General features: G+C 63.9%; 20 protein-coding genes. 15 read left to right on the plus strand and 5 right to left on the minus strand.

Annotated elements, in window-relative coordinates; genetic code table 11:
* The first annotated feature begins 74 nt into the window (after nt 1–74).
* Nucleotides 75–632: a DUF7694 domain-containing protein gene (locus tag ACLQ2O_RS15535; RefSeq protein WP_425831735.1), complete on the plus strand. Its 558-nt coding sequence runs from the start codon at nt 75–77 to the stop codon at nt 630–632.
* Between the two features lie 87 nt (nt 633–719).
* On the opposite strand, the gene ACLQ2O_RS15540 is transcribed toward ACLQ2O_RS15535, so the two are convergent.
* Nucleotides 720–992, minus strand: a complete 273-nt coding sequence (locus ACLQ2O_RS15540; RefSeq protein ID WP_425831737.1) for a hypothetical protein — start codon at nt 990–992, stop codon at nt 720–722.
* Between the two features lie 1,031 nt (nt 993–2,023).
* Between ACLQ2O_RS15540 and ACLQ2O_RS15545 the strand changes: the two genes are divergently transcribed.
* From ACLQ2O_RS15545 to ACLQ2O_RS15580, 8 genes are all read left to right on the plus strand, one after another.
* Nucleotides 2,024–2,542 carry a hypothetical protein gene (locus ACLQ2O_RS15545; RefSeq protein WP_425831739.1) on the plus strand — a complete coding sequence of 173 codons (519 nt, stop codon included), beginning with the start codon at nt 2,024–2,026 and terminating at the stop codon, nt 2,540–2,542.
* Nucleotides 2,543–3,275: 733 nt separating this feature from the next.
* Nucleotides 3,276–4,217 (plus strand): hypothetical protein, encoded by a 942-nt coding sequence (locus ACLQ2O_RS15550; RefSeq protein WP_425831741.1) that lies wholly within the window; start codon nt 3,276–3,278, stop codon nt 4,215–4,217.
* Nucleotides 4,218–4,322: 105 nt separating this feature from the next.
* Entirely contained in the window at nt 4,323–5,318 is a 996-nt protein-coding gene (locus ACLQ2O_RS15555; RefSeq protein ID WP_425831743.1) for a hypothetical protein, read from the plus strand.
* A gap of 34 nt (nt 5,319–5,352) precedes the next feature.
* Entirely contained in the window at nt 5,353–6,585 is a 1,233-nt protein-coding gene (locus tag ACLQ2O_RS15560; RefSeq protein ID WP_404645227.1) for an AAA family ATPase, read from the plus strand.
* A gap of 46 nt (nt 6,586–6,631) precedes the next feature.
* Complete coding sequence (locus tag ACLQ2O_RS15565) at nt 6,632–8,323, plus strand: hypothetical protein (protein ID WP_425831745.1); 1,692 nt, start codon at nt 6,632–6,634, stop codon at nt 8,321–8,323.
* A 92-nt stretch (nt 8,324–8,415) separates the two neighbouring features.
* Nucleotides 8,416–10,365 carry an AAA family ATPase gene (locus tag ACLQ2O_RS15570; RefSeq protein ID WP_425831747.1) on the plus strand — a complete coding sequence of 650 codons (1,950 nt, stop codon included), beginning with the start codon at nt 8,416–8,418 and terminating at the stop codon, nt 10,363–10,365.
* A gap of 274 nt (nt 10,366–10,639) precedes the next feature.
* The gene (locus ACLQ2O_RS15575; protein WP_425831749.1) at nt 10,640–13,507 is read left to right on the plus strand and encodes a UvrD-helicase domain-containing protein; all 2,868 of its coding nucleotides are present in this window, start codon (nt 10,640–10,642) and stop codon (nt 13,505–13,507) included.
* A 113-nt stretch (nt 13,508–13,620) separates the two neighbouring features.
* Entirely contained in the window at nt 13,621–14,298 is a 678-nt protein-coding gene (locus ACLQ2O_RS15580; protein ID WP_425831751.1) for a hypothetical protein, read from the plus strand.
* 283 nt (nt 14,299–14,581) lie between these two features.
* Here the strand turns inward: ACLQ2O_RS15580 and ACLQ2O_RS15585 are convergent, their stop codons facing one another.
* Nucleotides 14,582–15,862 carry a hypothetical protein gene (locus ACLQ2O_RS15585; protein WP_425831753.1) on the minus strand — a complete coding sequence of 427 codons (1,281 nt, stop codon included), beginning with the start codon at nt 15,860–15,862 and terminating at the stop codon, nt 14,582–14,584.
* A gap of 660 nt (nt 15,863–16,522) precedes the next feature.
* Here ACLQ2O_RS15585 and ACLQ2O_RS15590 point away from each other — a divergent pair.
* The 6 genes from ACLQ2O_RS15590 to ACLQ2O_RS15615 all read left to right on the plus strand — a co-directional run bounded on the left by ACLQ2O_RS15590 (nt 16,523) and on the right by ACLQ2O_RS15615 (nt 20,089).
* Nucleotides 16,523–17,548: an AAA family ATPase gene (locus tag ACLQ2O_RS15590; RefSeq protein WP_425831755.1), complete on the plus strand. Its 1,026-nt coding sequence runs from the start codon at nt 16,523–16,525 to the stop codon at nt 17,546–17,548.
* Between the two features lie 25 nt (nt 17,549–17,573).
* Nucleotides 17,574–18,155, plus strand: a complete 582-nt coding sequence (locus tag ACLQ2O_RS15595) for a hypothetical protein (protein ID WP_425831757.1) — start codon at nt 17,574–17,576, stop codon at nt 18,153–18,155.
* Nucleotides 18,156–18,160: 5 nt separating this feature from the next.
* Nucleotides 18,161–18,517 (plus strand): HNH endonuclease, encoded by a 357-nt coding sequence (locus tag ACLQ2O_RS15600; RefSeq protein WP_425832618.1) that lies wholly within the window; start codon nt 18,161–18,163, stop codon nt 18,515–18,517.
* A gap of 92 nt (nt 18,518–18,609) precedes the next feature.
* Nucleotides 18,610–18,879 carry a hypothetical protein gene (locus tag ACLQ2O_RS15605; RefSeq protein WP_425831759.1) on the plus strand — a complete coding sequence of 90 codons (270 nt, stop codon included), beginning with the start codon at nt 18,610–18,612 and terminating at the stop codon, nt 18,877–18,879.
* 251 nt (nt 18,880–19,130) lie between these two features.
* The gene (locus ACLQ2O_RS15610; RefSeq protein ID WP_425831761.1) at nt 19,131–19,844 is read left to right on the plus strand and encodes a hypothetical protein; all 714 of its coding nucleotides are present in this window, start codon (nt 19,131–19,133) and stop codon (nt 19,842–19,844) included.
* Nucleotides 19,844–20,089: a hypothetical protein gene (locus tag ACLQ2O_RS15615; protein ID WP_425831763.1), complete on the plus strand. Its 246-nt coding sequence runs from the start codon at nt 19,844–19,846 to the stop codon at nt 20,087–20,089. The genes ACLQ2O_RS15610 and ACLQ2O_RS15615 overlap by 1 nt, the downstream gene beginning before the upstream one ends.
* An 81-nt stretch (nt 20,090–20,170) precedes the next feature.
* Here the strand turns inward: ACLQ2O_RS15615 and ACLQ2O_RS15620 are convergent, their stop codons facing one another.
* The 3 genes from ACLQ2O_RS15620 to ACLQ2O_RS15630 all read right to left on the minus strand — a co-directional run bounded on the left by ACLQ2O_RS15620 (nt 20,171) and on the right by ACLQ2O_RS15630 (nt 22,850).
* The gene (locus ACLQ2O_RS15620; protein WP_425831765.1) at nt 20,171–20,509 is read right to left on the minus strand and encodes an HU family DNA-binding protein; all 339 of its coding nucleotides are present in this window, start codon (nt 20,507–20,509) and stop codon (nt 20,171–20,173) included.
* Between the two features lie 127 nt (nt 20,510–20,636).
* Entirely contained in the window at nt 20,637–20,984 is a 348-nt protein-coding gene (locus tag ACLQ2O_RS15625) for a hypothetical protein (RefSeq protein ID WP_425831767.1), read from the minus strand.
* 159 nt (nt 20,985–21,143) lie between these two features.
* Nucleotides 21,144–22,850, minus strand: coding sequence for a hypothetical protein (locus ACLQ2O_RS15630; RefSeq protein ID WP_425831769.1), 1,707 nt, complete (start codon nt 22,848–22,850; stop codon nt 21,144–21,146).

Below are 22,850 nucleotides of genomic sequence, written 5' to 3' on the forward strand. Positions count from 1 at the left end.
CGAAACGGCTACGTCTGCCGTTCCGCGGCAGCGCCGACTCAGGAGAACACCACAACCGATAGGAGGCAACCAAGATGCCCAAGACCAGAAGAAGGTCGGGCAACCCGGCCAAGGCCGCAGGTCACCAAGAACCGTGGACGCCCTTCGCGCGACACCAGAACACCACCACCGGCGAGCAGGTCTGGCAAAACAGCCGCTACACGGTACTGGTAGCGACTCGCCACGACCGAAGCGTGCGGTGGGCAGGCCTCGAAGGGACCCATGATGTGCACCTGTCGTTCCGCCGCCGCGATCGCCAACCCGAACCGATCACATGGCGCGATATCCAGCGCATCAAGTCTGAACTGTGTGGATCAGAGGCCGAGGCCATGGAGTGCTTCCCAGCCGAGTCCCGTTTGATCGACGGCAGCAATCAACGCCACCTCTGGGTGTGGCGGGCCGGCAATCCCGACGCTCCCCAGCTCGGTTGGTACAGCGGCCGCGCCGTGCTGGACGAAGTCCTGACCGATACCGACGCCACAACGGTTGCGCCGCTGGTCATCGTCCATGGCGGCAAACTGTCCAACGCTCGGCAGAATCCGTTCGAAGACGGCGCCGACACCAATCTGAGTCATAAAGGCGTGATCTGGTAATGGCGAGCCGCGCAATTCCCGTATATCACCTGCAACAGGGGAGAAACACCTATGCGTGACTTCACATCCCGTGGCGACACAGAGAACTCAAATCCCGGTCAATCGCAGCAATCCTCGAACAATGCCGAACTGGCAGCCTTCTCCAATGGCATGAATATTGGCGGAGGCCAGACAGCAACCGGAACTCTGAGAAAAGCCATTTCCGGCCTCCTCGGGCCGCTCGGTGTCAGCGGCGTCAGCTTCGCCGAACCCAAGGAAATAGTTGATGCCCGCGCTCACATCCGAGGCCGCGAGAACGCCTTCATGCACGTCACCGACGGCACCCCCACCGGCTGCTTTTGTGGGTTCACCGTCCAGCACGCTCCTCCGCAAGGGGCGCCCGAGTGTCCGGTCTGCGAGCTCCTCGACTGCTAGCACGCACTCGTCTCCACGGGGCGCTGGCCCTCCTGAATCCGCACCCGCGTCCGACGCCGTCGAGACGACACCACAGCGCCGAGCGGGATGCTGCCGGCGCGGGTGCGAGCGGTAGCCCGTTGCCAGTGCACAGGCACCCGACGACCTCCCGCCGCGGTGGTCGACGGCCCTTCGCGCGCGTCCGCAATTGGCGAGACTTCTTCACATTTCTGGTATTCGTCACAATGGGTGCCCGGCGCATAACTCGCTGCTAATTTGATCAAATGTTAATGCCGCTCCCGGCGTCGGTTGATGCAGTTATGCATGCCTGCACATGGCGATGGCCGTGCGGATGCACGTGCATGTGCGGGTGCTGACGGTTGTGTGGGCGCATTTAAGGGAGTTGACACGCCGGTGTATGTGCGTTGCAGGTTCGTGCAATCGAGACCGATAGGTCTTGATTTTGTCTATTGCCGGAGGCAATGATGGTCGGCCTGTTCAGCGGTTTGGAGGTTGGGTGCCGAGAACATCCAAGGTTCCGGAGCCTTATTTCCACATCTCCTCCCGCCCATCGCGGTACTTGGCGCCTGCGGTGGCGGAGGTCGTGTGGACGGCAGTGCGGGCGGCCGCGTACAACACGCTGACAGGGTGCGGCGGCCCGGAGAAGACACACACGCGATCGGACAGCTCGACGGGGGTCGGGAAGCGATGCTCAAGCAGTGTCAACGTACTTATCCACAGCTCCACACAATTCCTCCGCGACAGGTAGGACCAGCGGATAGGCTTCTGTTGCTGGTTCAGCGACCAGCTGGGGGAGCAGGGAGGGGGGCCAAAACTGCGACTACATGGGAGGTGGTTGCCGTGCGAAACGGCGGTCAGCGGGTGTTTCGGACACGGTGCGCTGGTAGGGGGCTCGAGGACTGGGACCACATCGGTCATCGACGAGCCGGCGCCGGGTGTCGCCGAGTTCTTCGACCGCACGCCTGAAGGGCGCACCGATGAGCTACCAGCAACCCGAGGCGTCCAGCGCGGGAGAATTTGAGGGCTTCAAGAAGGCACGATGCATCATGTGGTGCCACGAGACTCGGGCTCGCGTCCGCGAGCGTCTTGGGCTGACAAGTTTTATCGTCGACACCTCTGTCGAAGCCGTTCACGTCAACAACACCAAGCGGGCAGACCGGGTGTTCCTCACTGCGTTCGACGATGAGGGCCGCCGTGTCAGCGCGGACACGCTCCCTGTGGTGGAGCCTTGTGACCAGCTCGCTGTCGCACCTGAGTTCGACCACGACTACACCGAGATGCCCGTGACACCCGGCTCGGAGCTCGAGGAGGCAGTAGCCCGCGAGGACGGGTGGGTCGTCAACATGGACGCGGTGCGCGAATACGACATCGACGCTGATCGTCGAGCCACCCAGAAGGCAGTGGTGCTGGCGCACCTCCCGGACCTGATGCAAAGCGGCGAGGCCCGCGGCTTTGTACTCGGACCCGACGAGTCTGATGATGCCGGCGCAGCATGAGCGATCCGTCGCTACAGATCGCCTAAATCAAGACCAGAGCCCCCGCCCGGGCTCTGCCTATCTACGACCTCTGTCTATCCTCCGGGTCCCCTGTGGAGCCCCAGGGTCGCCCTTGAGGATCGCGTCATGTGAATTGGGGACGATAGCCGTCCGTATCTCGACAAGACGCCACCTCGACCGCCTCAGTGAGATCCCGTGGGGTCGAGTGAGGGAACGCGTTCATCCCGGTGGTACCCAGCGCGCAACTGCAGACCGACTGACGTCGGTCACGGGTACGGCGAGGAGCACGGCGGGGCCGGTGGTGTCATCCCGGCAGAAAACGGTTGGCCGAGCCGCAGCTTCGCATGGTGAGCGCTGGATACGAGCTCATTGATCTCGTTCCTGATTGTGTCTGCGCGTCGAGTCTCCAGCTGTGAGCCCGCGGCAGACTGACGCCTCCATCGATGCCGGCTGAATGGCCCGCTGCTGGACCAGGCGGTCCGCTGACTTGCCATCTGCCGATGGTGCAGCGCCGACCCCGTGCGCGGGTCGCAGGAACCAGTCGGTCGCCTGTTCTGCCCGGGCGGCGCACTGCCATCTCTCATCGATGGCTGTGGTCACCGATGCGTGTTCGTTTACGAGCTCTGTCCCGACGTGAGTCGCCCTTCACTCAATAGGAGCCGGCCTGCCGATTCACCGCCTGTCTCAAAAGATCCAGACAGGCTAGCCAATCTCACAGAAAGAGCGTCCAAGCATGGTCAATTACTCTGTTTCCGCGAGCGAGCTCACCGAGGGCGAGCTCGTCCTCGTCCGCGGCAAGCTCGGCTTCTCCCGCCTCACCCGCCTCATCGACGGTGCCGCCCTCGAGGCATCCGACGCCCGTAAGGTCCAGAACGGCATGAACGCCGTCAAGGTGCCGCACACCACCGCGACCATTACTCACGCGGAGGTCATCTGCAAGGATCCCGCCAACCCCACTGTCGAGGAACGGTTCGTCGCCGAGCGACGCTACGGCTCCGCCAAGCGGCCTGAAACCGGCGCGAACTACTCGATCGACTCCAAGGGCAAGAACCTCCCGGGCATCGCAGTACCCGGCGACGACGGCAAGGTTGTGCCGGACACGTCCGGCCGAGAGCTGGCCCAGGGGCTTGACGTCACCCTCGTGCTGCGTGTGTACAAGCCCAAGGGGTACAGCAATCGGGGCCTGTCGCTGGATCAGGTGATCGTCAACGAGCCTGTTCGCTACTACGCAGGCAACACCAGCACCGCCGAGCTCGCCGCGCGCGGCATCGTCTTTGCCGTTCCGCCGCAGACCGTCCAGGCCGCGGCTCCAGCGGGGGAGCAGAGTGATACGGCGGCTGCTACCGCGGTCGACGATGGCACGGGCACAGTCATCGACGAGAACGGCTTCGCCCTTCCGGGTCCGGCGGCCCCTCAGCCGCAGCACGCGGCCCCAGCTGGTGCCGTAGTTCATGCTGCGGCTACTAGCACGCCGACCACGGCTCCGGCTGCTGCGCCGGCCACGTCGCGGGAAGAGAGCCTCGAGGACAGGCTCGCGCGCCTGGAGGCCGAGAACGCCGCGCTCAAGGATGCCGGCTCGGCGGTCGGTGCCCCGGTGGCCGTGGCCGCTCCGGCCAACCCCTGGAGCGATTCCTCATCGTCTGGCGAGACGGCGGGCATCACCTACCAGGGCTGATCCCTGCCCGGACCGGCATGGCCCCTGCAAACGAGCCTCGATACAGGGAGCCATGTCCGGTCTCGCCTCACCGATCTGTCCGACATCCCACAGCGAGAGCCGCCGATGACGAATGACGACCCCCGCATCAGGTTCACAGCCTTCTACGACAACCCTGCGATTCGCACGCTCGCGGGTGCCGCCCGGTGGACGATCTCGGGCCGCCTCGGTGATGATCCCGACGATCCGAAGGTCACGCGGAAGGCGCCGATCGACCTGCGCGCCTTGCTCGACGACAACTGGCTTCGGGGTGCCTGGTCCGTCGACGAGCAGTGCCTCGTCGTTCTCGACGAACTCACCGACAGGCTCCCCACGGCCACCAACACCGCGTTCTATCTGCGCGCTTCCACCGACGGTCTCATGGTCATCGACATCGAGTCCGAGTGTCCACCGGAAGTTTCAGCGCAGCTGCTCGCGCTGCCTGAGGTCGTCTACTGCGAGCAGTCGATGTCGGGGCGCGGCTTTCACCTCGTGACACCGCTGCCTGACAACTTCAGCGCGTTCCCGATCGCCGCCGGCAAACGCGTGCTCCGAGAGGAGCACGGCTGGTACGAGATCCTGCTTGACCACTGGGTGACCTTCACGCGTCGCGCGCCGAACCCCGCCTCCGCGGCCCGTCCCGCCACGGCCGCCCCGGGACGGTTCACCTCGGTCGCGGACGTGTATGCCTTCCTCGCCCAGCGCGTTCGGGTACAAACCGCATCCGCCGCCGACATCGGTACCGGAGCTGAGGCGCCGGAAATCCCCGGCGGATCGCAGATCATCCGCCAGACCGTCGCAGCTGCAAGTCACCGATTCAAGACGCTTGACGACTTTGGCGGCGATCACTCCCGATACGAGTTCTCAGTCCTCGGAACGCTCCACCGCCAGATGCTCAATCACCTGGTCGAGCACATCTCGCTCGGCCGCAGCTACTCCAGCAGCGAGTTGGCCTGGCTGCTGTTTCAGGCAGCCCAGCAGGTCCTTCCCGAACGCGCGAAGCACAGGGAACGCCGCAACGGGCGTCCGTTCCTGCTCGACCGCGCAGCAGCAATGGTCGCGCAACAGAATTCCGACTCCTGACATCCCCGTCCCCACCACAGAAGGCACCCTCACCATGCGCTTCAACGACACGCTGTCCGAGATCATCCGTCAGGACCTCGAGATGAACATCGTTCCTGCCCTCATGGGCGAGCCCGGCATCGGCAAGTCGTCGTGGGTCGAGGCACTGGCGTACTCGATGAACACCAAGGCCTTCGTGCTCCCTTGCAACCAGCTCGCAGACAAGGCAGACCTCACAGGTGCGAGGCTGGTTCCGACCGACAGCGGGTCCTACAAGCAGGTCTTCTACCCGCACCACGTCATCCAGGACTGCATCGACTATGCCGAGGCGAACCCGCGCGAGTGGCCGATCCTGTTCCTCGACGAGATCAACCGCACGACCTCCGATGTCACTTCCGGCGCGTTGACCCTGGTCACGCTGCGCCGCATGGGACACGTCGAGCTGCCCAAGAACGTCCGCATCATCGTGGCCGGCAACGACAAGGGCAACGTCACCACGCTCGACGAAGCGAGCCTGTCCCGCTTCTCGATCTACCGTGTCGAGCCCGAGGCCGCGACGCTCATGAGCATCCTCGGAGACGAGCTCAACCCGTGGGTGAAGAAGGTCCTCACGCAGTTCCCGGCGCTGGTCTTCCAGAAGGCGATCTCGGGAATCGTCGCCGCCGACGGCCCCGACGATGACGATGACGCCACCACCTCCTCGTTCGCCGAGCTGTTCGACTCCGGAGAGGAGATGAACCAGCTCACGACTCCGCGCACAATCGACAATTTGTCACGCTGGCTGAACATCGCCGACCGAGCACAGCTGTCGCGCTACCTGGCCATGCAGACGACGATCGGGGACCGCGAGACCACGGTCCTCAACGAAGCCGTCGAGTCACACGTGGGCAACACGACCTTCGCAGTGCAGGTCGTCTCGGTGATCGCCGAGGACCTCGCCAGCGGCAACGGCCAGGCGGCAACCAACCAGATCAACGTCCCGAAACCGAACTGCTACGTCGACCTCAAAGCCGCGCAATCGGTCACCGACCTGGCGGCGCTCATCGCGGACCTCACCGACTCCGACAAGTCCGGCTCGCTGCTCTACGCACTGAAGGAGCACGACGACAACAGCCGGCTGATCGAACAGCTCGCCCAGGCCACGAATCAGATCGAGGCGGCGCACATGCGGACGCTCGTCGAGATGCTGTCCGCGCAGCAGACCGACACGCAGAACGTCGAGGCCCTTCTCAACAGCGGAACGAGGGTGGCGGACACGGTCAAGCCGATGATCTCGGCGTTTCTCTGATCCGCGGCCGAGCATCAGACACCCCTGATAGGAGGGACGCGCCGTCATGACGATCATCGTCACCAACCAGAAGCCGGCCGTGCTCGACCCCGTACACACCATCTCGTGCAAGGGGGACTACGACCCACTGCCTGCCATCACCTCCGTCATCGTTGATCCGCTGCGGACCCCGCTCAACCCCACTGCACCGGTGAGTATCACCGATGCCAACGGCAATGACCTTGGCCCAGACATCGAGCAGCTGCTCATGTCCTGTCTGACCGACACCGCCCAGCCGTCGGCAGAGCAGACCATGAAGGAGCTGCTCGGCCAGACCCTGGTCAGCTACGACCACGGCACACCGCTACCGGTCGGCGAGTTGTTCGCTGCCCAGGCTGGGCGAGCACACAAGCTGCCCGCTCCGAGCCGCACTGTCATCTACACGGCCCGCGAGGACGTGATCCCCGCCGCGAAGGGGCTCCTGTCAGGATCCGGCAGCGCTGACGAGTTCTTCGCGACCCTGGCCTACGCCTACCACCCGGACACGCTCGGATTCTGGTTCCAGTCGGCGGCCGCGTTCGATGACTTCAAGGCGTGGCTCACCGGACAGGTCCAATCCATGAGCGCGGGGCTGCCTGCTCAGACTGTGAAGCTGATGGGCGACTTCGCCGCACTCTCACTCAAAGGCCTGACCGAGTCGCTGCAGCTACGTGCCGATGACGCCGACGGCAACGACGAGTTCTCGTTCGCCCGGTTGATTGTGCACATGCTGATGGTCTACGTCGAGCAGCAAGGGGCTCACGCGCGGTCCCAGACCGCAGCAGTTGTCGACACCGCCGGCATCTTGCCGTTCACGGTCGGCGAACTGTTCTGCCCGCGGTCGCTCGTCCTGGTGAGCGTTGAAGCGCATGCAAGAGCTCGCGCCAGCAAGGTCACCAGCGAATGGAGAATTATCAACCAGGCACTGGCCGCGCCGGTGAAGGTCGTCTCGCACCAGGCCCTGTCGAAGCTCACGACCCTGCAACGGGCAACCGCCAAGGCCAAGGCCATGGCTAGCCTGCAGCAGCCCGGCCGACAGGCAGCCAGGGCAGCCCGAGTGCTGTTCCGCAAGCAGCCGCCCTCCAAGGTCGACCTGTTCGCGGCGCTTACACGGGTGCTGATGCGGATGGGCAAGGTCAACCGGTCGCAGAACATCTTCCGCAAATCGAAGACCACGTTTCTCAAGGCGAACCGTCGTGACCCCGACGACTTCAACAAGGCCGGCCGGATCATCAGCGTCAGCTACATGCCGGACCTCCACGTTTACGTCGATACATCCGGATCGATCACGGAGGCCAACTATCAGGAAGCGGTCCTGATGCTGATCCGGATCGCAAAGAAGCTCAACGTGAACCTGTACTTCAACTCATTCAGCCACGTGCTTTCGCAGGAGACGCTGCTGAAGGTTGAGAACAAGTCGATCACCCAGATCTGGCGGGAATTCCGCAAGGTCCCGAAAGTCGATGGCGGCACCGACTACCTGCAGATCTGGCGCTACATCAACGCGAGCGCGGTGCGCAAGCGCCGGCTGAGCCTGGTCATCACCGACTTCGAATGGTCACCACCGTCCACACGCGAGGACCACCCGGCCAACCTGTACTACGCACCATGCGGCGCCATGGACTGGGACGCCATGGTCTCCAGCGCCAGGCAATTCACGAGGTCCATGCAGCACATCGAGCCGGCCACCGCGCAGCGACTGCTGGGAATGATCGCCTGAGTCGTCGTATCCCGACGACGGTGCCACTCACTTTCCGGTTGGCGCCGTCGTCGCATCTTGTCACCCACACCTCCCGCGAAGGAGCACGATCCATGGGCCTCCAGAACTTCACAGGCCGTCCCGATGATGACGCAGACTCGCCGACCGGATCCGGCGGCTCTCCGGTGCCCCCCGGCTTCGCGATCTCCGGCCTGCCCACGGGCAACAGCGGTGGTTCCGGCGACGACCTCGATGCGGTCGAGGAGATGCTCATCGACTACAACGAGAAGTACCAGAACGCCGATCCCACGCTATTTCGCGATCGGATCATCGAGCAGGTCCTGTCAATCCTGATCGGCAAGACCAAGCCCAACGCGTTACTCGTCGGTCCCGCCGGAGTGGGCAAGACCAAGATCGTCGAAGACATCGCCCGGCGCATCGCCCTTGGCGACACCCTCATCCCGGACCGGCTCAAGAACCACACGGTCTATGAGCTGCCGATCTCCAATCTCGTCGCCGGGTCTTCCCTGCTCGGCGCGCTGGAGGAGAAGGTCAAGTCGATCGTCGACTACGCCTCCGACCCCAAGAACAAGGTCATCCTGTTCATGGACGAGATCCATCAGCTGACCGCTGGCTCCGACGGTGGCACCTACGCGAAGATCGCGCAGATCCTCAAGCCAGCCATGGCACGCGGCGACATGCAGGTCATCGGCGCCACGACCACGCAAGAGGCCCGCTCGCTCGACGACGACCCCGCGTTCAAGCGCCGGTTCTCCCGGCTCGTCGTCGACGAGATCACCGCCGACCAGACCCACGACGTTCTGAAGAAGATCCGGCCGGGCCTGCTGGCCCACTACCGGCAGCAGATCACGGTCGACGACAGAGTCCTGGCCTCAGTGGTCCGGGTCGCGGATGAGAACTCCCATGCGGGGTCCCACAGGCCCGACAACGCGATCACGCTCCTGGATCGAGCCATGGCCGACCGAGTCCTCGAGCAGAAGCGGCTCATCACCGCAGCGATCGTGAGCGGCGACACCGCCGCCGTGCAGGCGCTACAGGCGATCCCGTGCGTCCCTCTCACCGAGAATCGGGTCCACGACGTCGCCCGGCGCATGCTCACCGGAAACAGCATCAAGAACATTGTCGACCTCACCCTGTTGAGCACCACCCTGACGGAGCGCCTGCAGGGACAAGACTCCGTACTCGCCATCCTCGTCGACCGCATCTCGCGCGAAGAGCTCGACGTGTTCCCGCGCACGACACCCATGGCGTGGCTGTTCGCGGGCGCCTCCGGCGTTGGCAAGACCGAGACGGCGAAAATCATCTCCGAGCAGCTGACCGGCCAGGAGCCGATCGCGCTGAATATGACCGAGTTCCACCACGACTCGTCCATGTCGCGGATCATCGGAGCGCCTCCCGGGTACGTCGGATCGGACTCGAACGCCGAGCTGCCATTCGACTCACTCGAATCCAACCCGCACAGAGTCGTCTTGCTCGACGAGTTCGAAAAGGCCGACCGTGCGGTGCAGCGCCTGTTCATGCAGGCGCTCGACGAGGGCTACATCACTACCGCCCGGGGAAAACGGATCGACTTCTCCAAGGCATTCGTCATCGCGACGACCAATGCTGCGCGGGACTCGCTCGACGGCAAGCAGATCGGCTTCGGCTCCGGCCAGAAGACCGTCTCGAAGCGCAGCCTCAACACCGCCCTCGCGCAGTTCTTCGACACCGAGCTGCTCGGCCGGTTCTCACTGATCGTCGGATTCAACTTCATCGATGCGCAGGTCTACTGCCAGATCCTCACAGCGCACTACGTGCAACAGCGCAGTCGGATCCTTGCTACGAAGCCGCGGCTCGGCCAGGTGCTACCCGCAACCATCCCGGACGGTGAGCTGTCTGCCATTGCCGAGCAGACCTTCGTGCCTAGTCACGGTGCGCGTCCCGCGGCACGCGCCATCAGAGCCTGGATCGAAAACACCCTGATCGCCGCGCAAGCAGCCTACCCAGTCGTGCCTGCCTCCCAGATCTGCGGCACCGGGGAGGACCTGGAGCTCAGCGTCTGAGCCCAGCTGGCAAGCAGGCCGGTTGGCTGCCAAGGGAAGTGAAGGCGGCGATCCACCGCGCGCTGCCTGCGGCGCGCGGTGTTCGGGGCCTGACGGCCCCGACGGGTGGGGCGTCGAGACCTTGGCCTCCGGCTGCCCGACTGCGGTCAGCCAGGGGCGGCTTCGACCTCGCATTCATCGCTGCGCGCCCAGCCAGCGCCGTGCCCGATACGCACTGCCGGCCCTTCTGTCGGTGAAGAGAACAGAGTTCTGACTTCTCACACACAGCACACCGGTGCCTCGCGGCACGCCATCCCAGTCAACATTCGCCGGATCCCAGAAAGCGTGCGCCATGCCCCTCCTGCTTGACGACATCGATCTCACGAACGCGGCCACGACGGCCAGAGCAGTCGACCCGAAGTTCTTCTCCTCGAAGCTCACTGGCAACGGCAAGCACATGACTGGCCTGCTGCATGGCGAGCTGCGCCCGGCCAGCGTCGCGAACAACAGTGCTTACACCGCGGTCGCTATCGATCACATCGAGGTCAAGGCGAGCTCGACCCAGCATGGAATCACGACCATGAGCATCCCGTTCGCCCCGGTGCTGCGCCGGGCGCTCAGCGAGCCTGGTGGCGCCTTCACTCTCGCGACCCCTCAGGCTCAGGATCGCTGCACCATCGAGACCGGCTCGGCGGACTGGGACATCGCCTTCGACATGACACCACAGGGCGCGAAGCTTTTCGAAGACGCCAACGGCGGCGCGAACGGTGTCTCCAGGATGAGCCGCGACTTCATCGTTCAGTACCGCATGGAGCTGTTCTTCGTCAGGACGGCGACCGCCGAGCCCAAGCGTGCACCGATCATTGCGGAGGCGTCCGGCCTGGCGGGCCGCGACGCGGCTGTTCTCGTGAGCTGGGACACCAGCCCAATGGACAACGCCGCTGCCTTCGTGGCCGACGTTCTCCGGGCTGTCGGCCTGACGCACCGCAACCCAGACGTGCTGGCGGGCTGGCTGACGAGCGAGTTCAACGTCCACGATCGCATCACCCACCAAGCCGAGATCTGGGACTCCGAGGTGATTGCCGAGGAGGTCCTCGCTTACATCGACGGCCTCCCGGGCTCGGCGACGGACCAGCAACTCAACGCTCTGGCCGTGCAGCTGCGCTATCTGGAGAACTACAACGTCCCGCTTGAGGCGTACCGCTCGATCCACCAGAAGATCGAGGCCACATTCAGCGACGAGACCGCCGCGGCGCTCTCGAAGCAGAACCTCAACCTGCTGATGAGCCACACACTGTCCCACCTCGAAGGGATGAAGGCGCAGCTGACCACCGCCAGCCCGCCGGCAGGCGCCCCGGCCCTGCCCGCGCACCTGTCCATCCAGCAACGCGCCGCGCTCACCACACACGAACCCCTCGTGATGGTCCAGGCTGGCGCGGGCACCGGCAAGAGCACCGTGATCCTCGAGCGCATCAAGTACCTCGAGAGCTGCGGTGTGACCGCATCCGACGTCACCGTGCTGAGCTTCACCAACGCCGCGGCAGACAACATCACCGCCAAGAATCCCGATGTCGGATCGATGACCATCGCCCGGATGATCAACGACATCTACCAGCTGAACCACCCGACCCACGAGCTGTCGAGTATCGACACGATCATCAACTCGATCGACATCTTCTACCCGAAGAGCAACTTTGCCGCCGGATTCCGGATGCGCCTGCTCGAGGTCGACCAGAACAAGACAGGTGCGTTTACGGCGCTGAACACCTACATCGAGAACCACTTCGACGAGGTCATCGCCATGCTCGACACGATCAAGCAAACGTCGCTCGAGCTGGAGATCATCATCTGCTACCAGCGGATCGACACGATGGCCGAGCCGGCGCACGTGCAGTGCAAGTACCTGATCATCGACGAGGTACAGGACAACTCGATCTTCGAGTTCATCTATGTGCTGAAGTACATCACCAAGCACGCCCAGTCACTGTTCATCGTCGGCGACGCCAGCCAGACGCTGTACGAATTCCGTTCGGCGAACCCCCGCGCGCTCAACACACTGGAAGGCTCCGGCGTTTTCGCGACCTTCAAGCTGACGACCAACTACCGCTCGAACCAGGAGATCCTGGACTTTGCCAACGTCGTCCTGGGCGACTTGGAGACCAATCAGTTCGCCGGAATCCAGCTACATGCCAACTCTCTGGCGGTCCCGACAGCCCAATCCTTCCAGGAAAAGGTCACGCTCGACTACCGAGCCGTCTCCAAACTGACCTCGTTCGTCACCCAAGACCTGGCCGGCATCGTCAGCAGCACCATCTCGCGGTACGTGGACGACTGCCTGGACCGCGGCGAACAAGTGTGCTTCCTGGCGTACTCGCGCCGCGAGGTGACCGTGATCCAGACCGCGCTTCAGCAGAAGTACCCGCAACGGCATATCGCCTCGCTCGTGAGCGACAAGGTCTTCGCCACCGACGTCTTCTCCAAGTACATCAAGCTGTTCTGGAACGACGTCCTCCAGGTCCGCCCGTCCGACGCCTCATTCGTAGTGACACAGGGCATCAAGGACAACCTGGACAAACTCACCAGGAACGCCGGAAACCAGAAGGTCGCCACGGCCGTGATCGGCATGGTGTCGAAGTGGTGGCTGGAGAACGCCACGACAGTCCGTGGATGGGAACAGCTCTACCTACAGGGAACGCTCACGCAACCCGACTTCTTCGAGCGCCTGCGAGACAGCCTGCTCTCGTTCGAGATCCGACACAACGCGGTACGCCAGTCGATGGTGAACCAGAAGAACCGCGAGCGCAAGGCGAAGAACGCCGAGTCGGATGCTGATCTGCTGGTCTCGACGATCCACGGTGCCAAAGGTATGGAGTTCGACAACGTCGTGGTCCTGCACAAGGAGAACTCCGCGATGACTCAGGCCAGCCGCCGTGAGTTCTACGTCGCGTTCACCCGCGCCAAGAAGACCGAATACATCCTGTCCTACGGCACGGTGAAGAACCCACCGATCGAGAGCAGATACGAGCAGATCATCACCCTGCTCACCAAGCGTGATGCCCAAGCCGCCGCACGTGCCGCCGGCATCGACCCGGATCTTCTGGACGATGACGAGGCCGATCCCGACGTGGCCGGTGACTATTCCACGGTCGCCCAGGCCGTCTGACCACGACCTGCCGCACACCGACCGCAGGGGTGAGGTGACTCCTCCAGCAGCCACCTCACCCCTGCGGTTTCTCTCCCTGTCCACGTCTACACCGCAGCTCAAAGGAGTTCGCTATGACTGCTATCGGCATGCGCCACGAGCCTGACGAACTCATCCAGAGCCGGTTCGCTACCTACGACCTCATCATCTGCCACGACAACAGGATTGTCTTTCGCGACCAGTACGAGACACGCGAGAAACGACTCAGTCAGTGCATCGGGATCCTCACCAGCTCCGAGCTCCTGGCCGGCCCGATCACCGCCGAACGCGCCTCCCTGATCCACGAACTGCGCGACCTGCACATGGCACAGGGGAGAACCGACCCCGACAGAGTCGTCAACAAGATCGCCGAACTATGCCGACGATGGGACGTCCAAGTCTACGAAAGCACAACCTCGAGGCGGAGCTGCGAAGCCGTCGCCTCGGACCGGATCACGGCACCGCAGATGCTCTTCTCGGTCATCACCGAATACGGTCCCGGCCAGACCATCGCCGAGCACTTTCCCGACCGTGAGTCCCGCACAGCGAGTCTTGCCGACCGCGCAGAACAGTTCTTTGCCGCTCCCGGCCAGATTCCGGACCTCGTCCTGTCGGACGAGCAGCGACTTGCCGCACTCGTGGCGACCTTCCTCATGCCGGCGACTATTGCACTCACCGAGTCCGCACTCGACGAAACAGACGGCGTGTACCGGCCGACCGAGATCCCCACCCCCCTGCGACGAGTCCTCAGCCCGAACAACAGGGCCGGTTGATGCCAACCTGGCGCATCCAGGGCTGCTGTTGAAGCAGCTAGGACCGTCGCCTCGGTGCAGCGTGTTGTCGGCATTAGGACTGAGCTTGGACAGCCTGGAGCTGCTGGATCGTTGTGGCTGGGCTGAGGCGGCATCGTCCCTGCGATCGGCCATGCGTTCAAGTAGGCGGAGACTGTGTCCGCCCGGCTGGGCTCTGGCCTCTGCTCCACGATGCGGCCCTACTAGTGAACAAGGTCTTCAACGACTGTGTTGCCGTCGTCGACGGCGATAGGTTCTTCCGCGCTCATTCTGCTGCCATTCCCAATCGGCGCAGCAGACGACGCCACGGGGACGTTCGCTGGGCAGTGCTCGGTGAGGAGATCGGTTTGCCGGACGTTCGCGCCTTGCTCGCGGGCGCGAGCATGTCTGGTCGACCGCGATCTTGGGCCGCACCTGGTGGAGCCTCCAGCACCTGGGAGGGCAGAGGGCGGGCTGCCGAGGGCGTCGGAGGCGATTCGACACGCGGGTCCGCGGAGTCGGCAGCGACAGTCAGGGCAACATGGAGTGTAGCGCTCGCCTGCGCCGCAGCTAGTGCGCGGTACTGCGCCGCGGCTCTCTGCCTGAATCCCCGCTCCATCGCCTTTGCCTTGCGTTGAGCTCGCACGATGCGCTCGTCGCCGGGGGACCACAGATGCCCTTGCGGTGTTATCTCGCAGGCGTTGAGATCGTCCACGTAGAGGTAGATGTAGGACTTGTGCCGACGGCCCCTCATCGGTTTGTGCATCAGCCCCGGCAGATCGATACCGTCCCAGGCCTCGTCGCTTCGGTGCTCATACCGCGGCTGGTGGAAGCTGTAAGGCGTCGCTAGCTGGTTGGTCGCGTGATTGAACCAGTAGAAGGGCTGACCGCGGCTGATCATGTCGGCTTGGGAGGCGGTCGGCACGACACGCTGATATAGCCCTCCGCCGCGGTACACGTTGCAGGTCTCCTGAAGGCTGGAGAAGATCCACCAGTCGACGACACCGACTGACTCGTAGCGTTCGTGTCTGTCCGCGATGTTGATCGCTTTACCGGCCGATCGCTGGATCTCGATCGCGATCCGCCGCCCGTCGAGGGTCTCGATATACACGTCGGGCTTGACCTCACCAAGCGGTGTCGTCAAGACCCGGTCGTCGATATGGCAGACGCTGATGTTGTTGCTGCCCAGCTCGTCGCAGGCCCAGCTAGCGAACATGTGCTTCACGTGGCGATGCCACAGGCTCTCCGGGCTGTGGTCGTCCTGCGTGTTCGCGTCGTTGTCGCGCGGGTGGACCCAGCCATCTCTCTTGCTGCCGGCCTGGACATGGGAGAACGGTCCACAACCGTCAACCAAGCAGTGGAAGTGCTTCTTAGCCTTGTTGGAGGTTCGCTCTGCGATGGTGCCTTTGGGTTCATCGCCTGGCACAGGCTGGTCCTTGCCACCTGCGCGAAGGAAGACCACTCGCCGGTGTTGCGATGACACATCGACCGCATACACCTGTGGCATTTTGGCGAGCTTGGGGATGCCCCATCGGGCGTAGTCCTCAGGCTTGTGTTTCGCCGCCATCGCAACCTCCCCAGAACGCTTCGTGATAGCTGGCATAGACCCGTTTCGTGTGGCTCACGAGAAGTCTTCCAGCCACTACCGACAGTCGCTCGGCTGGGCCTGTCGTCTCTCGAACGCGGACAGGATCGGCCGCCGGCGCGACCAGCCGATACAGGTTGGGCCGATCGCCCAGTCAAAGGAGCTCCCCATGGACACCAGCAACGCCGAAATTACGGCCGAACTCCTCCCGGACTACAGGTGGAAGAAGTGCCCCTGCGGACGGGAGCACGGCAACGGAAGTCGCAGTGGACCTCGCGACACCAAGCGCAACTGTTCTTGTGACCGGGTGCACGGAGCTGACGAGACAGTCGCTGTCGGTCGATTCCGTCCTGGCGGCCCAACTGGTTACAAAGCGAGCCCAGCGAATCGGCCGGGTGCGCCCCTCCGGCGTACACGCCACGAAGCGGAGCTGGACGTCAGCGACGAGCTGTCGTCGCCTGACGCCCGACCGGCCACGAGGTAGCCGGCTGACACGCGAGGGCATTGGGGTTGCCGAGTGAGCAACCACTGCTGAGTGCACCAGCCCTCAACTACTCACACACCCTGCGAAAGCGAGAGCTCTTCATGCCTGCTTCCACGATCGTCTCCTCCGGCGGTACGTACCGCCTGTACGGCGACTCCGTGCAGACCTACGAGCGACTGCCGGTCGCCACCTACACGATCGCCTTCTCGGAGCTGAGCGGCTACACCTTGCACCGCGCCGACCCCCTAGCGCAGGGCGAGGAGACCATCTACGGCGACCACGCGGCGCGCGTACGCCGGATCGCCAGCGGCTACGCGGCCATGAACCGGTCGCTGGGAGTCATCCTGTCCGGTGACAAAGGCATGGGAAAGAGCCTTATGGTCCGGATGATCGCCGAGAGAATGCGCGATGAACGCGGCCTACCAACCGTGCTCGTCCAGCACTCTACCCCGGGACTTGCCTCGTTCCTCGACGAGTTGGGTGAGGCCGTCGTCGTGTTCGACGAGTTCGAGAAGGTCTTCCCGAACGAAGGCGAGAACGAAGCACAGAACCAGTTCCTGAGCCTCTTCGACGGGCTCAGCACGACCAAGCGTCTCTACGTGGTCTCGGTCAACGAGTTGCGTCATATCAGCGACTACATGATCAATCGTCCCGGCCGCTTCCACTATCACATGCGCTTCGCGTACCCCGACGCCGAGATGGTTGCCCACTACCTCCGCGATCAGGTGCCGGGAATTCGTGACGAGCAGATCGCCGAGATCGTCGACTTCTCCCGCAAGTACGACGTGAACTTCGACCACCTACGCGCGATCGCCTTCGAACTCGGGCTGGGCGAGAAGTTCGCCGACGTCATCGGCGACCTGAATATCAAGCGCAACGAGCGCTTCACCCCGTACGTGGATGCCTACATCACCTGGGACGACGGCGACACCGATGTGGTCTCCGGTCAGGTCGACCTGTTCAACCGCGACGGCATGCAGTCGATCGACGTCTGGGATCTGGAGATCTCCTTGCGATTCCGTGTGCGCGACGCCGTGCCGTCGAAGGACGGTTACCTCTTGCCGCGCGGTGCCTTCGAGACAGTCGACACCCGCGACCAAGAAGACCGGCAGGACGACGAGAAGCCCCGTGCCGCCATCTCGGTGGTACTGCGCCGGACACGACAACAGTCCATCGATTTCTGACACCGACCGGGAAGCAGGCCTGTTCATGCCCAAGTATCGCGTCATTTCCGAACTGGATCCCGGCACTGAGTGCCGCGATTCCCGCGGGACCCGCCTGCGCCTGGACGAGGCCCGCATCGTGACAGTCGTCGAAGCAGGGAGCCTGACCGAAGCCGCCAATGAGGCTCGGCATACCGACCCACACTGTGAACGCCGCATCACCACCGTCGAGGAGCTCCATCCCGGGCACACCTTCTCCGACGAGAGACTCAGCCGTGCCCTCAGCGAGGCCGACTGCTCGCCGACCGGCGAGCCCCTTGTAGCTCCCGAGACGTTCAAGGACGACCACCTACCGCTCCACCGGCACCCTGACTTCATCACCGTCGTCGCACAGGTCGTCTTCGGCCTGCGCGAGTCCGGGTTCGTGCCCGGCCTGGACATCTCCGTACTTGCTAATGAGTTCGACGAGCCCTACGCGATGGTCGAGGTTCACGACCATGCGCGCGGTTTCCACGTTTCCCGAGGTACCGAGATCCGCCGGCTCACCGACGATCCCGCGGCCACCGGGTGGCAGGGCGTCCTGGCCGTGGCACGTGCGGTAGTGGCCTTCAGCAACGATCTGCAGTGAGCGCGATGCAGACACATCTCCTGATCACCTGCCTGGCGATCGCAGCGGCCGGGATCCTGGTCCTGGCGACCATCACCTGTCGCGAACGGCGTTGGCGGGACCCGATCCGGTTCTACAGCTGGCCCGACAAGCAGTTGCTGATCCGTCAGGCCAACGGACGCTGCGAACACAAGTCACCTCTTTGGCGTCGCTGCCCAGCACGGGGAACACAAGCCGATCACATTGTCCCCTGGAGCCGCGGCGGACAGACCGCCCTATGGAACGGACAGCTGCTCTGCAACCGGCACAACAAGCGGAAGTCGAACCGCGTTCCGAGCGCGCTGTATCGCTGGCGGCTGCAGCGCCGCCGCACAAAGTACTGACCGGCCGCCCCGGGGCAGGACAAGTCAGGCTCCGGGGCACAACCATTCCGTCCGCCTGCAATGGGCGGTTCCACCTAGGAGGGACGTAGCCAGTGAGCCGCGATCACATCATCGGTTCGGCGAGAGACCCGAATGTCGGAAATCGCCAGACCCGCACGAAGATCGAGTCCGCCGTCAAACAGGCCCTGCACGCCGCCGGTCTGAGACGGATGACCGCGCTGGAGGCAGCCTCGGACCTGGCCATCACCTACTTGACCAAGGGCAACAACAAGAGCCTGCAACTCGTACGCCACCTCGCAGGCGACGACATCGCCGAAGGGCTCGAGCAACTGCGCCAGACCGCATCGGAGGACCACCCATGAACACGTTCCTCCATTCGTCGCGTTCGATACGGTGGTCGGTGCCATTCCGTGTCGCGGGGCCCAGCCTCCTGGTAGTTGGGCCAGGTGGCTCTGCCCACCGGACGTACTCGTGAACCCAGGTTGCAGCAACTGGGGAAGCCGCGCCGCTGGACACCGAGCCGTGCGACTACGACCAATCCTGGCGACTCCCGCACGCCATCGCCTGACCTGCTTCTCACCACTCGATACTCAACCCATGTAAGGAGCCCGCCATGGGCGAAGAAATGTGCGTGGCGTACGTCGCCTCGCTTCCCGACACCGAGCTCAACTGGCGCGCCGGCTCAGCCGCTCTGGAGGAGATCGCCGATCCCCTTGCGTTCGGCTGGCACCCATTCGACCTCGAGTTGGAGGACGAGTTTGTCGACGAAGATGGCGAGATCCCCGAAGAGCCCTCACTCAAGTTCACCGACGTCGAGGTGCTCAAGACGCATGGACGCCGCGTTCTCGACGACCTCAAGAATGCGCTGGAGGGCCGGTGCACAACGTCGCTGACGATCGGTGGCTACTGTGCCTACCTCGCTGGTGGCCTCTCCAATGGCGAAGCGCCCAGCGATGAGTACCTCGCGATCTGCGCCTCAGAGGGACTCCCTGGTGGTGTGCTCAAGGCAGTCGGCTTCGTCCTGAAGCCCTCCGAGCCGCCATCTCGGCGTGCCGGTGCCCAAGGAGATGTGACCGACACCGACGTCGTCGATGCGATCGCGCTTGGACTTGGCACGAAGCCGAAGTGGCGGGGCGCTGACGAGCTAACGTGGATCGCGAACGCAATCGCCAATGTGCGCCCCCATCCCGGCGATATAGATCCGGTCGAGTACTACGAGGACTTCACAGGGCAGAGCGGGTTCGACCCGCTGGAGGACAGCTTCCTCAGTGGATATGTCGGCGACCAGGCCGCGGGTGATGACCATCAGGACGAGAAAGCCGGCTGATGTTCAGCACGACTCGCCGCTTCGTCGCAGTCAGTGTGCTCGGTGGCGGCATCGCCGCGGTCCTTGTCGGTTGGCTCACTGGATTCTTCGGCCGAGTCATTGCCGGCGCCAGCAGAACCTGCACCCGTTTCCTCGCCTGGCTGCAGGCACCTCTGGACCTGGATCACCTCGTTGCCGCGACGGCGGCGGTCGTTGTGCCGCTGGTCGTGATTTTCGTCATCATCGCGGTTCTCTCCGACGATTGACGACCATCTACCTGGGCCTTGATAGACACAGAACCCCGAGCGCGATCTTTTGCGCCCGGGGTTCTCTTTTCGAGCCTGTGCCTACGCCGAGCCGACGAGTTTCCGCCCGGATTCGGATGCTGACTGTGGCTCGAGCTGCCGGTTCACGATCCGCGAGGCGGAGAACTTCAGTACCGCGTAGTCGTCGACCTCGGACTGTCCGAAGTGCACCTTGTGGCCCCTGTGCGTCTGGCGGTAGAAGCGTCCGAAGCCAGTTAGCGCGACCGTCTCATCGTGAGAGACCGCGTCCATGAGTTCGTCGAGAATCCCTTCGTAGACGGAGTTCACCGTCTTGATCGGCCATCCGCTGCGCGCTGCGACGCGCGAGATGAACTCTCGCTTCGAGATGCGCTGACGCTGATCGGACATGTTCATGGTCATGGCCCCTGCTTTCTCTACTTCTGCGAAAGAACGGTTCGCGCTGATATAGGCCGATCGGTGTGGACACCGGAGTGAATCGATCTGGCTCTCCGAGAAGTCACTCGCATCCGGTCCGCTGGCTCACCCCTCAGAACTCGAAGCCCTCCTCGAGGCGGTCCCGGCCATCACGCTCCTGGATGTCTATGGTTTCGATCTGAGTGATGGTTCGCCGGGTCTGTTTGGCCTGGTCGCGTTCCTCGTGGGCTGCGACCTGGTGCGCGGCACGCAGCTTGGCCTGTATTCCCTCGCGGCCGAGCTCGGAGGCGGCCGCTATCGATGAGGTCACGAACTCGGCTGCAGCGGAGCGCGTCCGGCCTTCCTGCTGGTGCTGCCGGGCCTGTTCCCATTCGGCTCGGTCTTTCGGTGTGACGAAACCGAATCCGGAGGCGATCTGGCTCGGGCGGGGCAGCCCGTTGCCTTTTTGCTGACTGCTCATGGTTTCAGACTCTCCATCTCGTGGCTGTGGTCCTGGGGGTTTGGGGCGGTGAGGACGAGACCGTTGCGCCGTGCTGGTGCACGGACTGCGCGCCGTGGGCGGCGATTGCCGTTGCCGGTATGTCTGGTTCGGCCACAGCGTTGGTGGTGTCCGCTCGGGTCAGGTCTGGTACTCGTACTCATTTGCCGGCCTGGGTGAAGACTGGCCGGCCCTCGGGCTGCTTGACCTGGATGTGGCACCTGGCCTGCCTCGTTGCTGTGCGTGCCACCGGTCGTAGGCCTCAGCCGGGTCGTTGCCTACGTGGGTTGTGAACTGCTGCCAGTCTTGCGCGTACCGCTGTGCCCACTGACGGGCGAACTCCGGGTAGGCGGCGTCGACAGCTTCCAGCGCATCGGCGTAGGCGTTGGAGTAGAGCAGCCGCTGCCCTTTCTCGCTGACGCCGTCCGCGGCCATCGCTGCCTGCATCGTGCGCGACTGAAAAAGGCGTTGCGGCATCACGCCGGGCATTTCCTCGCCGTCGACCTTCTGTGCGCGGGCGACGCAGCCGAGCATGTAGCCGACGAGGTCTTGGTTGAAAGTCTCCAAGTCGCCTCGGGCTGCAGCATGCGACATGGTCGTAGCCATGGTCTCTGCCATCCGGTCTTGGTGCTCCGTCTCACCCATCTGAGGCCGAAGAGTGAATGCGCCCAGCACGCCTTTGCGGCCCTCGGCGTCCTCGTACCGAGTTGGATCGACCGGCCAACCGGTGCAGTCCTGGAAGTCGCCGCGCCAGACCTTCTGCACATGGTCCGTCCCGGTGATCCGCACGTCATGTGGGGGAGACATGCGCCACTGGCCGTGGGCGAACCCGTCGACCATCACCTGTACACGAGGGTCCTCCAGAATGCGCTCTCCGAGCACCACGCGCGAGGCCTCCGCAACCTCTTCCCGGTTCACGCCGTCCTCCTCGGCCTGCCGGTACAGCCTGTCGATCATCGTGGTGTAGCTCGCCATGATCGTCTCGGTGTCCGCGCCGGGCTCGCGCAGCGCCGCGAACGCGTTCTCGGTTAGCGCCATTTCGGTCATTCCCGCAGAGCGCGCGGTATACATCTCACGGTGCCCACGTTCGCGGAACTTGAGGTCGTCGTATCGCTGCTGCCACTTCTTGGAGAGGTAGGCGTTGGGATCGACAGGTTTCGCAGCGGGGTTGGTGTTCATGATGTCGGCATTGAGCTGCGCGGCCTGCTGGTGGGCCCAGTGCATCTTCGACTCGGCCTTGGCGTCGATCCGCTGCTGGATGGCGGTCGAGATCGGTTCGAAGCGTTCCTTGACAACGTGCCGGAAGTTCGGCGACAGCATGTACATCGCTGCCATCGTGGACATCACGCGAACCACCGACGCCGCGGTGACGCCCTCACTGAGAGGGCGCATGCCGGCCATCACCATCGTCTCGGCGTAGACGCGCTGCATCGCGCTGAGCTTTTCGGTGCGCTCGTCGTCGTTGAACCCGGGCACGAGGATCATCGACCTGCGCAGCGACTCCATGTACTTGTCGCCGGCGTCGCGGACGTTGTCCCGCAACAGTCTCAAGTGCTCGTGCTCGGTGAGATTCTCTGCCGAGTTTGCCCGTTCGCGCTCGGTTTCGCGTCGGCGGGCGCGCTCCTCGTGCCGGCGTTGCGCTTTTGTCGTGAAGAACGTTCGGGTGCGGTCCCAGCGGGTCTGCCAGCTGGGGCCACCAGTCCCATCCGCGGTGTCCTCCTCCCACCACTCGGCGTCGACTGGCTCTCCCTGGGCCGTCGGCCGCTGGTCCCGGTTGTGCCTTGGTTCGTCGATCCTGGCGGGCGTGATCGGGAGAGCCTTCCGGCCTCGGTTGTCTCGTTCTGCCAT

Source organism: Kribbella sp. DT2, assembly GCF_049844575.1.
Classification (GTDB): domain Bacteria; phylum Actinomycetota; class Actinomycetes; order Propionibacteriales; family Kribbellaceae; genus Kribbella.

What these genes read in the sequence shown, in the direction of transcription:
- ACLQ2O_RS15535 (WP_425831735.1), top strand. Translation starts at nt 75, where the DNA reads ATGCCCAAGACCAGAAGAAGGTCGGGCAACCCGGCCAAGGCCGCAGGT.
- ACLQ2O_RS15545 (WP_425831739.1), top strand. Translation starts at nt 2,024, where the DNA reads ATGAGCTACCAGCAACCCGAGGCGTCCAGCGCGGGAGAATTTGAGGGC.
- ACLQ2O_RS15550 (WP_425831741.1), top strand. Translation starts at nt 3,276, where the DNA reads ATGGTCAATTACTCTGTTTCCGCGAGCGAGCTCACCGAGGGCGAGCTC.
- ACLQ2O_RS15555 (WP_425831743.1), top strand. Translation starts at nt 4,323, where the DNA reads ATGACGAATGACGACCCCCGCATCAGGTTCACAGCCTTCTACGACAAC.
- ACLQ2O_RS15560 (WP_404645227.1), top strand. Translation starts at nt 5,353, where the DNA reads ATGCGCTTCAACGACACGCTGTCCGAGATCATCCGTCAGGACCTCGAG.
- ACLQ2O_RS15565 (WP_425831745.1), top strand. Translation starts at nt 6,632, where the DNA reads ATGACGATCATCGTCACCAACCAGAAGCCGGCCGTGCTCGACCCCGTA.
- ACLQ2O_RS15570 (WP_425831747.1), top strand. Translation starts at nt 8,416, where the DNA reads ATGGGCCTCCAGAACTTCACAGGCCGTCCCGATGATGACGCAGACTCG.
- ACLQ2O_RS15580 (WP_425831751.1), top strand. Translation starts at nt 13,621, where the DNA reads ATGACTGCTATCGGCATGCGCCACGAGCCTGACGAACTCATCCAGAGC.
- ACLQ2O_RS15585 (WP_425831753.1), bottom strand. Translation starts at nt 15,862, where the DNA reads ATGGCGGCGAAACACAAGCCTGAGGACTACGCCCGATGGGGCATCCCC.
- ACLQ2O_RS15595 (WP_425831757.1), top strand. Translation starts at nt 17,574, where the DNA reads ATGCCCAAGTATCGCGTCATTTCCGAACTGGATCCCGGCACTGAGTGC.
- ACLQ2O_RS15600 (WP_425832618.1), top strand. Translation starts at nt 18,161, where the DNA reads ATGCAGACACATCTCCTGATCACCTGCCTGGCGATCGCAGCGGCCGGG.
- ACLQ2O_RS15610 (WP_425831761.1), top strand. Translation starts at nt 19,131, where the DNA reads ATGGGCGAAGAAATGTGCGTGGCGTACGTCGCCTCGCTTCCCGACACC.
- ACLQ2O_RS15615 (WP_425831763.1), top strand. Translation starts at nt 19,844, where the DNA reads ATGTTCAGCACGACTCGCCGCTTCGTCGCAGTCAGTGTGCTCGGTGGC.
- ACLQ2O_RS15620 (WP_425831765.1), bottom strand. Translation starts at nt 20,509, where the DNA reads ATGACCATGAACATGTCCGATCAGCGTCAGCGCATCTCGAAGCGAGAG.
- ACLQ2O_RS15625 (WP_425831767.1), bottom strand. Translation starts at nt 20,984, where the DNA reads ATGAGCAGTCAGCAAAAAGGCAACGGGCTGCCCCGCCCGAGCCAGATC.
- ACLQ2O_RS15630 (WP_425831769.1), bottom strand. Translation starts at nt 22,850, where the DNA reads ATGGCAGAACGAGACAACCGAGGCCGGAAGGCTCTCCCGATCACGCCC.